Source organism: Anaerocolumna sp., assembly GCF_032079385.1.
Lineage (GTDB): Bacteria > Bacillota > Clostridia > Lachnospirales > Lachnospiraceae > Anaerocolumna.
Genome location: NZ_DAMAUC010000031.1, coordinates 23,857 through 39,026 on the forward strand (window position 1 = coordinate 23,857; position 15,170 = coordinate 39,026).

Below are 15,170 nucleotides of genomic sequence, written 5' to 3' on the forward strand. Positions count from 1 at the left end.
ATACATGTAGCAACTCTTATTACATGAAAGGCGGTGTTAGTATGCATGATCCCTATATTTTTAAAACTTTTGATGAAAATCTATTAGTTAACAGAACCAATGATTTATCCAATACTTCCAAAAGGTGGGATCACTATCACGACTTTTATGAAATATATTATTATCTGGGAAATGAAATGAATTACTTTATTGATAATAAAGTGTATTCCATTAGTAAAAATGATATGGTATTCATTCAGCCATATCTGTTTCATCGTACAGTCTATAAGCCCGGCAGTGAAAAAAGCCGTATCTTAATAATGTTTCATCCTAAATTACTGCAGCAGATAAGTATATTGGAAAACAATGAGTTCTCCAATAAAGTAAGAGAATTTTTCTTAACGAAAAAAAAGCTTTCTTTACAAAGTGAAAAAAGTAAAAAGTTACTTTATGATGCGGTTATCCATCTTTATAATGCTTCCATTATGAATTCTTCTTATAAAACCATTAATATGCAATGTGCTTTAATAGAATTGTTTACTACTATCTGTGACCTGTCTTCTGATGAAATAGTGGAAAATTCCACTCCTATGCTCTCTCCAAAGGAAAAGCTGGTCTATAATGTTATAAAATATATAAATGAAAACTATACATTGGATATTACCCTCGAAACCATCTGCGAGAAATTATTTGTAAGTAAATATCACTTATGCCATACCTTTAAAGAAATTACAGGAGTTACCGTTATTCATTTTATAAATAAGAAACGTCTTTCTGAAGCGGAACGGTTACTTCGCTATTCTACATTAAGCATAACAGAAGTATGCCATTCCGTAGGCTTTAACAGTGTAGGTCACTTTATTAATCTTTTCTCCAAGAATTACAACTGTACTCCCAGTGCTTTTCGAAAAAGCATCCGGTAGTTATCCCTTAACTCCTGAACTGATATTTCCCTGTACAAAATACTTTTGTGCAAACAGGAAAATAAGGATAACCGGTGCCATGGTTATTACTGCGCCTGCCATTCTTACACCCATATTGGCACCTGCTATGGGGGATGAATTCAAGGTCAGCAGCCCCATAGTTAATGTATACTTTTCTCTTGTTTGTAAATATAATAAAGGTCCCATGGTATTATTCCATGCACCAATAAAGGTAAGAATCACCAAAGTCATTACAGTGGGCTTAGATAAGGGAAAGTATATTCTGAATAAAATCCCCAAGGGATTACATCCGTCTATCAAAGCTGATTCATACAGTACATTAGGCATACTTTTGTAGTTTTGATGAAATAAAAATATGCCCGTGGCCTGGCCCAAAAAACCCGGAATAATTAAAGGGGCATACGAATCTAAAAATCCTGCTTTAGACCATATAAAATAAGTAGGAATCATCGTTACCTGAGAAGGCATCATAAGTGTTGCCAGCATTAGTGTAAATAATAATTTTTTCCCTTTAAAATCAAACATGGCAAAGCCAAAACCAATAAGTGCCGAAGAAAATACAGTGCCGATTAAATTCATGATTACAACAAAAAAGCTATTGGCCATATACCTCATAAAGGAAAGTTCTTTTAATACAATTTTGAAGTTATCCAGAGTAAATGGATTTGGTATGTACTGAGGCGGTATTCTTAAAACATTTTCCGCTGTCTTCAATGAGTTAGAAAACACCCATAAGAAAGGTATCAGCATTATGAAAGCACCTATTGCTAATATAATATAATAGAGGCATCTTTTTATATGTTTAGTTTTCATAATGCACCCACCTCTTTTCAAACTTTCTTTGTACCACCGTAATAATTAATATGATAATAAACAGCATCCATGCCAGAGTAGAGGCCGGACCCATTTTACCGTACATAAATGCTTCCCGGTAAACCATCAGGTTAACAACGCTATTTCTGTCAGGTAAAGAATATACATCAAACATAGTTAAAAATACATCAAAAGCTGTAAATGCAGAAATAGTTGATAAAATCATTGTTAAAAATACCATTGGCGATATCATGGGAACTGTGATTTTTCTGAATATAGTACCTCTGCCTGCTCCTTCTGTTTTTGCCGCTTCTACAATCTCTGTGGGTACATTCTGCATGGCAGCCAGTAATATTACCATGGTCTGTCCCATGCCCTTCCATACATTCATCAAAGCAAGACTTCCAATAGCTACCCACCACTTTTCACTATCATACCAATAAGAACCGTTTAAACCCAACGATCTCAAAATATGGTTAATCAATCCAAAATCATAGCCATATAAGAATTTCCATACAATAGCTCCTGCTACCCAGGGAGTTATGTTGGGCAGAAAATAGCATGCTCTGAAAAATCCCTTTAATCTTATCTTGTGATTCAGCATATGGGCAATAATAAGAGCAAAGATGGTTTGAAGGGGTACAAATATTAATGCAAAATAAAAAACATTCCGAAAAGAAATCCAAAAAACCGGATTTGTTATAGAATCAATCCAATTCTTCAATCCCACAAATTTAGGCGGGTTAAACATATCCCATTTAGTAAAAGAAATATATCCTGAAAATAAAACAGGAAATATAAAAAAAACAATAATTCCTATAATAAATGGTGAAACAAATAATAAGCCCCAAAAATTGCTTTTTCTCATTGCAACCTCCTTTACTAAAATTTTAATATTCTTTCTAAACTCATAAATTAAGAATCCCTGTTTCTGAGCATCTTAGAAATTTACCCTTTCCCGGATTCTTCCCGATGCTCAGAATAATACCAACACATTTTATGATAGTGTTAATTATTACAACACTCAGGGACCATTCCCATTATTCTGCTATTCATTAAAATTTTCATCCAATATCTTTTGAACATCTGTTTTTATTTGTGTTAATCCTGTCTGGGGATCGGTTTTCCCGTCCATTATGTCATTAAAAATTGGCTGTGCAGCTGTTCTCCATTCATTCCAGCATTTATTCTCATCTAAAGTTACACCGGCCACATCAACACCTTCCGTATAAGCCTTTTTATTTAAGGGTTTGGACTGCAACGTATCCACATATGCAAGGGCTTCTTTGTTAACCGGAATAGTAGAGCCGCTTTCAGCAATAAGCTTCTGCACATCCGTACCTAAGTAATATTTTAAGAATGTCCATGCTGCCTCTTTGTTTTCTTCCTTTGCTTTTGAGAATATCAGCCAGGTGTTGCTGACATTAGGAACAACTCTTTCAGTTCCGTCGAAGGTTAGAGGAATCTTAGCGGTATCATAATTTAAATCTGGGAAGTTTGTATTTAACACAGCACTTCCTAAGCTGTATTGTAAGAACACCATGGCTCCCATTCCGTTGCCAAACATCTGGGCGGTTCCTCCAAGCTCATTAATCGTTGAACGGGATGGACTTATTTTGTAGGTATGAATTGTATTAACCCATTCTGTTATACCTTTCAGGGATTTTGCATCATCAAAAACTGCATTTCTCTTTGCTTCATCTAAAGCCTGACCGCCGGCAGAATTAATCCATGGAAACCATCCGTCTGTAATTCCTCCTGCTGTAAGCAGTCCATAAACATCTGCTGTTCCATCCCCATTTGTATCCTTGGTAAGAAGTTTTGCGGCTTCAATCATATCTTCATAGGTCCAGTCATCGGTAGGATAAGGAACATCTGCGGCATCAAATAAATCTTTGTTATAAGCCAATGCAATAGGATTGCCCCCATGAGGTACACCCCAAACCTTTTCCCCTTCCTGAGCCGAGAAAAGATTTGTTGCATATTCCTCTAACTTTAAATCTCTCTTAATATAAGGCATCAAATCTTCTGCTGCACCCATATCACCATAGCCTAATACAGCCGCATTTTCCTGGAACCAAATATCAGGTGCATTACCGCCGGCTATTTGTGTTGTTATTTTCTTTGTAAAGTCACCCCAGGGTGCTTCATCAATTACAAGAGTAATATGAGGGTATGCAGTTTTAAAGCCGTCAATAATTTCTTTGCTGGTTACATCATAACCTCCCGGTAATCCAATGGTTAAAGTAACTGGTTTGGGTTCTTCCTTCTTCTCTTCTTCTGTCTTATCTTCTTTTGTACCCGAATCGGATTGATCTGTTGTGGTTTTCGTCTCTTCTTTCTCGGATGAAGAACCACATCCACTTAATAGTGATATTGCCATCACCATAATAAGTATTACACTAATTAATCTTTTCTTCATGTTTACCTCTCCTTTTAAAATATTCATATATGAAAACCCTAATATTTATCATGGGTGTTTCAACAAATCTTCAATGCTAACAACTTGCTTTTTCGTAATGGAGATATTTGCTGCAGCACCTATAAGCAAGGACATTGCCCCATCCATAGAAGCAGCAAAAACACCCAGTTCATCCTTAATGTCATTCTTAATCAGCATTTGTATCAGTTTATCATCTCCTCCGCCGTGGCTGCCTTTTAATTTGGGAATATCATAGGTAATTAGTTCCCCTTTTCTATTGTAAAACTTTATATGATTGCAGCTGTCTTCCTCACCATGTCCGGAATAGATTTCTCCAACCTCAAGCCTTCCCCCTGTTCCATTAATGGAAGCATTCCATCCCTCATAGGGACTGTGAGCGATTAAGGAATAGGCTAATAATGCTCCTGATTCATACTTTACGTTCACTGCCATATTATCATAAATATTAATGCTTTCATCAAAAACACAGGAATCTCGGATGTACCCATCCTCATGTTCTGCTTCTAGATAGAATCTCTTGTAAAAAGGATCCCCCCCGTCTTCTATATTCCAGTAAAATTCACAGGTATCTTTATACTGGCAGGTCAAACATCTGGTACCCCTTTCCTCCCGGACAGGCCCATAAAAGTTCCTTGTTCCCATTGCACTTACTTGCTCCGGATAAGAATTCAGCCACCAATTAATAATGTCAAAATGGTGTGTTGATTTATGCAATAGCAGTCCGCCGCTTTTTTCAATATATCTGTGCCATCTTCTAAAGTAATCCGCACCATGTCTGGTATCCAGATGCCATTCCAGATCAACGGTAAGAACTTTACCAATAATCCCACTTTGTATCAGTTCCTTAATCTTTTGCATATATGGCATAAAACGCATATTAAATGTAACTTGTACATGCATTCCTGTTCTTTTCTCTGCTTCTAATATTGCATTGCATTTTTCATGGTCAATGGTCATGGGTTTTTCTGAAATCACATTACATCCCGCTTCCAAAGCCTTTATAATGTATTCATGGTGATAACAATCTACCGTCGTTACAATTACATAGTCCGGCTTCGCTTCTTTCAGCATTTTGTCAAAATCATCATATACCGGAATGCCTCCGCAATCCTTTGCAAACTCACGTGCTCGTACAGGATTTATATCATAGATTCCTTCGATAGAAGCATAATCCTTATATTCTTCTGCCACAATACGCTTTCCAAACATGTAATAGCCTCTCATACCTGCACCTGCTATAACATACTTTTTCATTTTAACCTCTATTCCGGCGCTTTAGCACCTTTTAATAATAATAGCAATTTTGTGCCTTGCACAAATTGCCGGTTGAAAAAACTTTGTTTTTCGACCTAACCTCTATTCCGGCGCTTTAGCGCCTCATTCTTTTCTTAACAGTCTGTTTCAGTCGTTTTTCTTTTATCAGCCATTCATATATTTCATCCAGGTCAAATATTTTAAGAGCCTGAGGTAAAATAATACTCATAGCCTCTTCCATAGTATAATAACGGTCACCTGCCCAGCTTGCATAACTTGGCATAGGCTGTTCTACGGACAGGGTTTTTATTCTTTTGTCAATAAAAGCTGCCAAAACACCATATACCCCTTGTTTGCCATGGGCATATACATGGATGTTCCCATGATCCGTACCTTCAAACTCCTGCAGCATATCCACCATTCGAATTACATCATATATACGCAGTGCACATAAACTATCTCCATACCGGATCAGATCATCTGCAAGTTTATACATGGTCCCAAACATGTCCCCCATATCGCGGATTCCTATAGGATATGGCGAAATGCCTCCAACACCGGAAGTATTTAAAACAAATACAGTTTTCCCTTTTTGGCACTGTTCTTTAATCCATTCTATATGCTCCTCTAATCTGCCGGTTCCTCCGTCCCAAACAGCAATCACGGGAGAGGTGGCCGTATTATGAAAGGTATGATCTTTAAAAGCAAGGCAATGATTCATTACTTTTTCCTGAGATCTCCATATATAAGACTTTACCGACAGATCATAATAGTCAAATTCCGCAATATCTCTTAAATTTACGGGACATGGGACACGCTGATAAAAAACTTGTTCTTTTATCCAGTTATATACGCTGTCCTTTTTTCTATCATCCCCCTGAATATCTCTTTCCGCTTTAAGCCGGGTTAACAATGTTAGATTTTCTTCAAAAATGAACCTTGTATTCTTTCTTTCCTCTCTGATTTGCCCCTTAACGGTACACCACAGTTCTGACGGTTTAAAAAGTTTTATATCTTCAAAAGAAATTGCCTCCCTGTCAGTAACTCCCAATGTCTTTGCAAAAAATTCCCCAGCTGCCTGTGCAAGCCGAAAAGAATAGCTATGTTTTGAAGCATCTTCTATATAGTACAAATCTTCTTCCTTACCCCATATCTCCCAGTATTTCTTCGCCGATTCCAGGGTTTTTCTGGCTCCTTCTACCGGGAAGAAATCATAGGATGCAGCCAAAACTGCAACAGGCTTTGGTGCAGCACTTAATAATATATCTTCATGATCAAAACCATGTTGAATTAATCCCGGCCAATTTTGCTCGGAATCCTGAGGTACTCCTGTCAGCATATTTTCTTCATAACCTGTAACAAATGTTCCGGGAGCAAATGCTTTAATTCTGTCATCATACAGCATAAGCATACTGGTCTGGGTTCCTCCTCCTGAATTGCCAGTTACTCCGATATTTTCCGGATCTACTTCAGGGCGGGTCAGCAGATAATCAATTCCCCGCAAAGCATCATGGAGAAAATATCTGGCAGAAGGATATCCTGTCATGAGGCATTGAAAGCCTGCATGGGTATGCTCTGTAGTTCCCCTGCTTATTACTTCCATTCCATTGTCATAATAGCTAAGCCGTTCCCCCTGTCCAATAGGGTCCAAAGCTAACACAATGAGTCCTCTTTTAGTAAGGCATTGGCATACCATCTGATACTCCTCACTATGTTTAGCCAACGGGTCATGGCCGCAAAGGAATAAAACTGCCCCGGAAGGCTTTTGCAATCCGTTAGGTATGTACAGGTTAGCTGTTACAAAACAATCCGGCCTTGACTGGTAAATCACTTTTTCAATATGAAATCCATGGCCTTTAATAATGCCCGTAATTTGAGGCTCCAAAGGTGTTTCACAGGATGGAAGGCCTCCCAGGGAATCTAAAAACAATCTTCTGATATAGGTTTGCCGCTTTTTAAGCTGTTCTTTTGTGTTTATCTGAGAACGGTCCGTTTTTCCCTTTTCCAAAGCCTTACGGGTTCTCTCATAGATAAAATCCTTAAGCTGGCTTTTCATATCATAAAAATGAGAGGGATCATAGTCTTCAAGTTTTCTTATAGTCATAGCGAAACCCTTTCTTCTTATAAATAAATCCGTTTGCCTTCTTTTCTCGATTTTTCAGCGGCAAATGCCATTAAATGGCTTTGCAGGGATAGACGGGCCAGAGTTTTTAAATTTCCTCCTTTTTTGTCTACTCCATCAAGGAAGTCATATAAAAGTCTTGAATCTCCCCCACCGTGGCCTGATTGAATGGTTTCATACTGGATTTGAATCACCTCTTTTTCTTTTGTTAAGAAGTCAAATACTTCCAACTCTCCCCGTTCCAAATGTCCCCGAATATCTCCTTTGGTGCCATAAAACCGTAATGTCCTGGTATTTTCACTTGAAAAGCCTGTCATATGAAAAGTAGCTGTTAATCCATCCTCCATATTAAAAATTGCACTTTGATGATCACACACATCATTATCGCAATGAAATACACAACGCCCATATTGTCCCTTTTTTAATGCCTCATATCTGGCTGCAAAGGAAGTATCCGGGGATATACTTTGGGTTGGCCAGCCAACCAAAGATATCTGTTTCAAATACAGCCTTGGTGCAAAATAGGGGCATGTAGTTTCATGAGGACATCCATCAAGGCAATAATCAGGTGAACCTTCCGGTGCATTCTCTTTCCTGTAATACTTCAGATTTCCTTCAGAGACTACGGACAAACATTTCTTACCGGTCAGGTAACCGATTAAATCTAAATCATGGCATGATTTTGCCAATATAAAAGGACTTGATATTGTTTCGTTCCGAAAAACTCCTCTTACATAAGAATGTACAAAATGCCAATAAGCACAATTTTCAGTCATTTCTATGTTAACAAGCTGTCCGATTCGCTCTTCATCAATAATTTCCTTTAATTTTTCAAAAAAAGGAGCATAACGTAATACATGACATACCATGAGAATTAAATTTTTCTCTTCTGCCTTTTCAACCATATTGATACATTCCTGCTCATTATCGGACATAGGCTTTTCTAATAAAACATGATATCCTTTCTCCAAAGCCTCCATTGTAGATGCATAATGAACCTTGTCAGGTGTAGCATTAATAACGGCATCTGCAAATTTCTCTCTGTCCAAAACTTCTGCCCAATCGTGATACAGTCTATCTTCACTTACATTAAAATCTAGCGCCAGTTTTTCTAACTTTTTGGTATCCGGATCAGCAATACCAACAATTTCAGCACCATATTGCCTGCAGAATCTTGTATAATTTCTTCCTCTGCCTCCGGCTCCTAAAATAATTACTTTCATAACACCGTCTCCTTTCCTTTTAGCAATAATGTATTAAATCTATTTTGATTTTAACAAATATCTATCACTATTACTAACGCAATCTTGTCGAAAAAGAGATAAAAAATTACTCAATATTGCTATTTCATAAATAAATATTGACAATTCACTGGTTCTATATAAAATAATGTGAAGACAGATTGTACAATTCAATTGTCAGACAAATAGGATAGGATGTGTGAATATCAGATGAATGAACAGGAATTTTTAATATACTTTATGAAAAAAGATAATTTTCCGAAAGAAGCACAAGAAATCTTTCAAGAACTGTATGGGAAAATATTAATGAATTCTGATTATAAGAACCGAATGGACTCCCTAATCAGTATGTTTATGAGTAATTTTACTACACAAGCCTTCGAACAAATAGATATATTAGCAAAAGACATGAATATTCACAGTTACATGATATCCATGCTATTACTAGTATTAAGCAGTAAGCCATTATTAAAGCTTTACCATGAAAGAAATATATCGGAAGAGATTTACTGGAATACAGCGGAAGATCTTACCTGTAAATTAAAGGAATGTTACCAGTTATACGGTATCTGGGGAACCTTTGTGCGGGAATGGTTTCCCCGGTTTTATCAGATGGCCCGGTTCGCTTTAGGTCGTATGCAATACGAATATTCTATATTTAAATTAGAGGAATATTCCATAGGCGGATTTACTGTAAAAAAAGGTGATAAGGTAATCAATATGCATATTCCTGCTTCCGGCTCCTTTACAGTGGAAAAGCGTATGGATTCCTATCATAAGGCTTATGAATTTTACAAAAAGGACTTTGAAGGCAGACCAATACCTGTAGTTTGCAGTTCCTGGCTTTTAGATCCTGCACTTAAAGATATACTTCCGGCACATTCCAACATACGGGGTTTTATGAACGACTTCACATATATACGTGCATACACAGAAGAAGAATTCCATGATGCCTGGCGCATCTTTGGCAAGGATGCCAGTAAACCTCCGAAAGACCTGCCAAGAGATACCTCATTGCAGAAGATATTTGCAGAATATCTGGAGAAAGGCAGAAAACCTGGAAAAGGATATGGTGTATTCTTATTAGATGAAACTGGGATTATAACGTAAATTTGCAACAAAGGCGTACCATAAAATAACTTTTAAGTTATAGTATAGTACGCCTATTTATTTTTTAATGTTTAAAATGTCTCATTCCGGTAAATACCATGGCGATTCCATATTCGTTGCATTTTTTAATTGAATCTTCATCACGAATAGAACCTCCCGGCTGGATAATTGCCGTAATACCCGCCTCATGTGCTGCTTCAACACAGTCATCAAACGGGAAGAACGCGTCGGAAGCAAGTACTGCACCTTTTGTTGCATCCGGATTCATTAATTCTTCTGCATGTTCTATGCTTTGTTTGGCTGCCCATACACGATTTACCTGACCCGGTCCGATTCCAACTGTCTGTTTGTCTTTTGCCAGAGCAATACCATTGGACTTAACGAATTTAACAACCTTCCAGGCAAATCTTAAATCCTCCATTTCTTTGTCCGTAGGAGTCCGGTGGGTTACTACTTTTAATTCCTCTTCCACTAGCAATTTGCTGTCTATGGTCTGAACGATTAATCCCCCATTTACTTTCTTTAAATCATAAGCATTTTCATCTTGTGGTACATCAATGTCTTTTAATTCCAATAAACGTACATTCTTTTTTGTTTGTAATAATTCCAAAGCTTCTCTTTCAAACTTAGGTGCCACTACTACTTCTAAGAATACTTTTTTCATTTCTTCTGCAAGTGCAAGGGTAACTTCCCGGTTTACCACTACAATTCCGCCATATATGGATACTTTATCTGCCTCAAAAGCTTTCTTCCAGGCATCTAATATAGTATCCCCGCTGCCTACACCGCATGGATTTCCATGTTTACAGGCTACAATGGTAGGTTCTGTGAATTCTTTTAATAGTTCAAGAGCACCGTTTGTATCATTTATATTATTGAAAGATAACTCTTTACCATTTAGTTGTACTGCATCAGTAATAGAACCTCGTTTCTTTCCAATCTCTCTATAAAATGCCGCTTTTTGGTGAGGGTTTTCACCATAGCGCATATCCTGAACTTTCTCAAAGGTCATAGTTAAGGTTTCCGGAAGTTCATGGTCATCTCTTTGCTTCTTTAAATAATCCGCAATCATAGTGTCATAATGGGAAGTGTGCATAAATACTTTTTGCATCAAATAGAACTTGGTATCCAAAGATACCTCTTTCTTCTCTTTAAGTTCCTTCAGTACCGTTTCGTAATCTCTTGGATCTACCACAACTGCTACGTCCTGATAATTCTTCGCCGCAGAACGAAGCATAGTCGGACCTCCTATATCAATATTTTCAACAGCTTCCTCTCTAGTGACACCTTCTTTTAGAATGGTTGCTTTAAAGGGATACAAATTAACAACTACCATATCAATAGTTTGAATCTCTAGATCAGCCAGTTGTTTCATGTGTTCTGGTTTACTTCTCATAGCTAATAAACCTGCATGAACTATAGGATGCAGTGTTTTCACACGACCGTCCAAACATTCTGGGAATCCTGTTAATTCAGAAATTTCAATGGCAGGCACACCTTCTTCTTTTAATTTGTTATAGGTTCCTCCGGTTGATATAATCTCAATTCCAAGTCCCACTAATTCCTTTGCAAATTCTACAATGCCGGTTTTGTCTGATACACTAACCAATGCTCTCATTTTTATAACTATGCTCCTTTCATAGGTTAAAAGAATAAATTCTTTCAAGTGTTAAGCTTTTCTTCACACTTTTCTAATCAATAAAAATAACCACCCAGGTAACCCAGTAATCCTACATATAGAATGTATATAAACCACTTTATATGTCAGGTTATCTTAGGTTGCCCAGGCGGTCGGCATATTTTTAAACATTGTACTCCCCGTGAGTTCATTCTCACTTCCGCCAGTCATACAATTCATCTTAATTAAGTGTAACTGATAATTTAATAATTTTCAATTATTATTTATTAATAAACAATATAATAACAGCTTATGTAAGTTCTAACACTCCTTAAAGATAATCATGGAAAAATGTATCACAGATTGCGCCTCCATCTTTTTACAAATAGTATACCGGCAATCAGCAATACCATACATATCAGCATTAGCATCCCTTCATTTGCGGATATGGGAAGTACCGAAGATTCTAAGGGTATACCCGTATTGGCCATTTTACGTCCTTTAATGTCCCCCTTGTTCTGTGGTGCTGTGTCTGGTGTCTCCTGCCCAGTACTTTCAATTGCAGCAGGGAGACTGCCACCAAAAAATTCTCCTCCCCGGGCACCGCCAAATCCCATGGAATTTGACCCCATACTTTCCATATCAATATCCGAAGCATCGATGAATCCGGCCTTTGCTGTGGCCGTCTGTTCCTGGCTTGTCGCGGCGATTGTACCGTTTAGCTGGCCGTTTATGCTCTCGGATCTACGCAGGCAAAATTCCCGTAAAGCAGTACTGCCTTTCTGAAATTCCTCATAGGTGCAAAAAGCGGACGGGTCTTTTTCTATGTAAGGAGAAATAAGTGCAATGGCATTATCATACATTTTGGAAAATTTACCGCTGTTGAAATACTCCATATATTCAGCGAAAACTTCATGATACTTAGCCCGGTATTCCTCGTTGTCAAAAATCCACCCAATCATGGGCTTATCCTCGGTAGAACCGGAAAGCATAGGTGAATCTATCGGATAATTAACAAGGGAGGTGACACTATCTGCGGCTGCATCTGTTTTCTCATTATTGGTATTTCCGAACCTTCCGCCCATTCCACCTCCGAAGCCTCCCATTCCTCCAAACGCAAGATTGTAGTCCCATGCAATCATACTAAGTTTACCGTCATTTTCAGCAAGATAATAGTTATGGATCATACTGCCTGTATAACTGTCGGAGTTCAGTACGAAATTATGTACCACAAAATAGCGGATAACTTCGTCTACATCAACGATCTGGTCAATATTCTCACCAGCATTTAACTGTTTTAATGAGGAAATCAAACGTGCTTTGTCTGCACTTGACGTATCAAATACAGCATTATCGAAAATAGCAGCGTAACTGTCCGGATCATCATCCGAATAGATTAGGGAAGTTGCACTGTCCGTTCCAAAACCATTACCTCTGAAATTAGGCATTTGACTTCTTTGTTGCATCGGGTTTCCCTCCTGCCCATTGGTGGTCTCCGGCAATTGAGGCATTTCACCGCTCCATTCAGGCATTTGTCCCCTCCCAGGGAAGCCCTCACCGACTTCACCACCTAACTTATCACCCATATCCATACTGTCGGGTTTGTAAATTTCACCGTAATTGTTACCATACACACGCTGTGCGAAAGATTCTTCAACACCCTCGGCGGCCAGATATAGTCCCCAGTCCTCACCATTGACCGTCACCCATATGAAGCTGGAAAGGGGCGCATCTGCACCCATAGCGTTCATCATCTGATAAGTCACATAATCTTTCATATAGGTGTTGTCCTGAGCGATATTATTTAATGCCAGTTTGTCTAAACCGAAATAATTTTTGCCTTTCTCATAGTGGTCGAACTCGAGTTTGAAACTATACCTGTCCGAATCCGAATTTGCTATCATAGACAGAGATGAATTGCCTTTGGGACGTATTCCTATGTTTTTGACGGATTCATTGTCAATCACAACGGAGCACTGTATGTACTCCTCTTTTATTGCATTTGCAATCATGTCCTCCCAATCGGATTCTTTTACCACAATATCAATTGTATGAACCCTGTCCGTACTAAATAATTTTTCAGCATAGGCAGGCTGTATATGGGCTATGGCTACGCCGAAATTCGGACTTGCCATAAATGTTATAGTAATAGCAAGCATCGCGATAACAATCGCAACGCAAAAACTTGTAGTGAATTTATGTTTTGACATAGTATCCTCGATTCTAGCGTTTTAGCTCCTCTTGCGTTACCCCATATAATCGCCGTTGTAGCTTACCAGTACGACGTCGGAAACACCCTGTGTTGAAGATAATGCATTTACAAAGGACGTATCCTCAGATTTCAGCCGTACCTCATAGTGAAGTTCAACGGAATCAGCAGTGACTGTTTTACTTTTGACTACATATTTTTGTACATATTCTTTTAGTGAAGATATAACTTTTCCCTCTGCTTCTCCATCGGAGCAATGGATCACAACAATGTACGGATTGTCGTGTGGTTTTTTGTTAACGAACACTATCAGCATTATGCCGATTACAACACTGCCAAACACAGCAAGGGGAATCATTCCCGCCGCCAGAACAATTCCTACAGCAATTGACCAGAACAGAAATGCTATATCAAGGGGTTCCTTTATTGCCGTACGGAAACGCACGATTGACAGTGCTCCCACCATACCAAGGGAAAGTACCACGTTGCTGGTCACCGCAAGAATTACTAGTGTGCTTATCATTGTTAAAGCGATAAGAGTTACACCAAAACTGGAGGAGTACATCACGCCCTTAAAGGTCTTTTTATAAACCAGAAAGATAAAAACTCCGATACCAAAGGCCAGGGTCAGTGCAAGTACCATATCCAATATAGTTACGCTGTTGATGTTCTCCAGAAAGCTGGATTTGAAAATATCTTTAAAAGTCATTGTGATTTTCTCCTTATAATTTATTAGCCGTACATTCTGCACAGCGCGTATTTTGAAACAGCTGAAGCACGTCTGGCTTCCAGTTGAAGTACTTTTACGATATGTTCTGGAATAAACTGATCGTACTTTACTTCCAACAGAACGATCTCATCTCCTGCCTTTATGGTAGGTAAATCATCTTTCATAAAATCTGTAGAAAACAATCCCGTCCGAATGTCCCTGTCAAAGGTAATACGTACGTTTCCCGCCATACAGATGAACGGCTCTCTAATATAATCAATTACCGTTTTTGGCTTTAATTGTTGGCTCCGTATTTTGGAGTACAGCTCCCGGATAAGTTCCCGTTGATCCTCTGCCATCCACGTCAAATCTCCGTTTTGCAGCGCAGTAACTTCCTCAGCAAGAATCCTTTCTGACTGCTTGTAGCACATTCCGTGCACTTTACTCTTCTTTTCGACTCTTATGTAATCTGCATTACCAAGATAGCGGCGTATCCTGAATTTTTCCCGTCTGTCCACACCGTCGATTTTCTCTCGCAGAGCCTTATCACCTGGTGTATCGAAGTATAAGCTTCGGACTTTGTATTCGCCGTTTTCATCCACATGTGCATCCCGAAGCATAACATGCCTCAATCTATCCCTTAGGATAATATAATCACCATAGTTTAGGCTGTGTTTATATTCATGCCGCCATTGCATAATAAAAATCGCCCCCTTTGCTTTATCTGA

The 15,170-nt window shown here is 38.4% G+C and carries 12 protein-coding genes and 1 riboswitch; of the genes, 2 read left to right on the forward strand and 10 right to left on the reverse strand.

Translation table 11 applies throughout. The annotated features are described in order from the left end of the window. Positions 1–23 precede the first annotated feature (23 nt). Positions 24–902 carry an AraC family transcriptional regulator gene (locus RT261_RS18420; protein WP_313134583.1) on the forward strand — a complete coding sequence of 293 codons (879 nt, stop codon included), beginning with the start codon at positions 24–26 and terminating at the stop codon, positions 900–902. Here RT261_RS18420 and RT261_RS18425 read toward each other — a convergent pair whose 3' ends face one another. From RT261_RS18425 to RT261_RS18450, 6 genes are all read right to left on the reverse strand, one after another. Next, positions 903–1,736: a carbohydrate ABC transporter permease gene (locus RT261_RS18425; protein WP_313134584.1), complete on the reverse strand. Its 834-nt coding sequence runs from the start codon at positions 1,734–1,736 to the stop codon at positions 903–905. Then, a complete protein-coding gene (locus RT261_RS18430) occupies positions 1,726–2,604 on the reverse strand; it encodes a carbohydrate ABC transporter permease (RefSeq protein WP_313134585.1) in 879 nt (292 codons plus the stop codon). Before RT261_RS18430 ends, RT261_RS18425 begins: the two co-directional genes overlap by 11 nt. Positions 2,605–2,784: 180 nt before the next feature. Further along, positions 2,785–4,158, reverse strand: coding sequence for an ABC transporter substrate-binding protein (locus tag RT261_RS18435; RefSeq protein ID WP_313134586.1), 1,374 nt, complete (start codon positions 4,156–4,158; stop codon positions 2,785–2,787). Between the two features lie 48 nt (positions 4,159–4,206). Then, complete coding sequence (locus RT261_RS18440; protein WP_313134587.1) at positions 4,207–5,433, reverse strand: Gfo/Idh/MocA family oxidoreductase; 1,227 nt, start codon at positions 5,431–5,433, stop codon at positions 4,207–4,209. 115 nt (positions 5,434–5,548) lie between these two features. Continuing rightward, entirely contained in the window at positions 5,549–7,537 is a 1,989-nt protein-coding gene (locus tag RT261_RS18445) for an alpha/beta hydrolase family protein (protein WP_313134588.1), read from the reverse strand. 17 nt (positions 7,538–7,554) lie between these two features. Continuing rightward, positions 7,555–8,778, reverse strand: coding sequence for a Gfo/Idh/MocA family protein (locus tag RT261_RS18450; protein ID WP_313134589.1), 1,224 nt, complete (start codon positions 8,776–8,778; stop codon positions 7,555–7,557). A 258-nt stretch (positions 8,779–9,036) separates the two neighbouring features. On the opposite strand from RT261_RS18450, the gene RT261_RS18455 reads away from it, so the two are divergent. Further along, a complete protein-coding gene (locus RT261_RS18455; protein ID WP_313134590.1) occupies positions 9,037–9,906 on the forward strand; it encodes an acyltransferase domain-containing protein in 870 nt (289 codons plus the stop codon). 64 nt (positions 9,907–9,970) lie between these two features. Here the strand turns inward: RT261_RS18455 and purH are convergent, their stop codons facing one another. From purH to RT261_RS18475, 4 genes are all read right to left on the reverse strand, one after another. Beyond that, positions 9,971–11,524, reverse strand: coding sequence for a bifunctional phosphoribosylaminoimidazolecarboxamide formyltransferase/IMP cyclohydrolase (purH, locus tag RT261_RS18460; protein ID WP_313134591.1), 1,554 nt, complete (start codon positions 11,522–11,524; stop codon positions 9,971–9,973). Positions 11,525–11,680: 156 nt separating this feature from the next. Continuing rightward, positions 11,681–11,765, reverse strand: a riboswitch (ZMP/ZTP riboswitch). 115 nt (positions 11,766–11,880) lie between these two features. Then, a complete protein-coding gene (locus RT261_RS18465) occupies positions 11,881–13,734 on the reverse strand; it encodes a CotH kinase family protein (protein ID WP_313134592.1) in 1,854 nt (617 codons plus the stop codon). Between the two features lie 36 nt (positions 13,735–13,770). Then, positions 13,771–14,484: a DUF4956 domain-containing protein gene (locus RT261_RS18470; RefSeq protein WP_331665531.1), complete on the reverse strand. Its 714-nt coding sequence runs from the start codon at positions 14,482–14,484 to the stop codon at positions 13,771–13,773. Then, on the reverse strand, positions 14,466–15,140 hold the full coding sequence (locus tag RT261_RS18475) for a polyphosphate polymerase domain-containing protein (protein WP_313134593.1): 675 nt from the start codon (positions 15,138–15,140) through the stop codon (positions 14,466–14,468). The genes RT261_RS18470 and RT261_RS18475 overlap by 19 nt, the downstream gene beginning before the upstream one ends. Positions 15,141–15,170 lie beyond the last annotated feature (30 nt).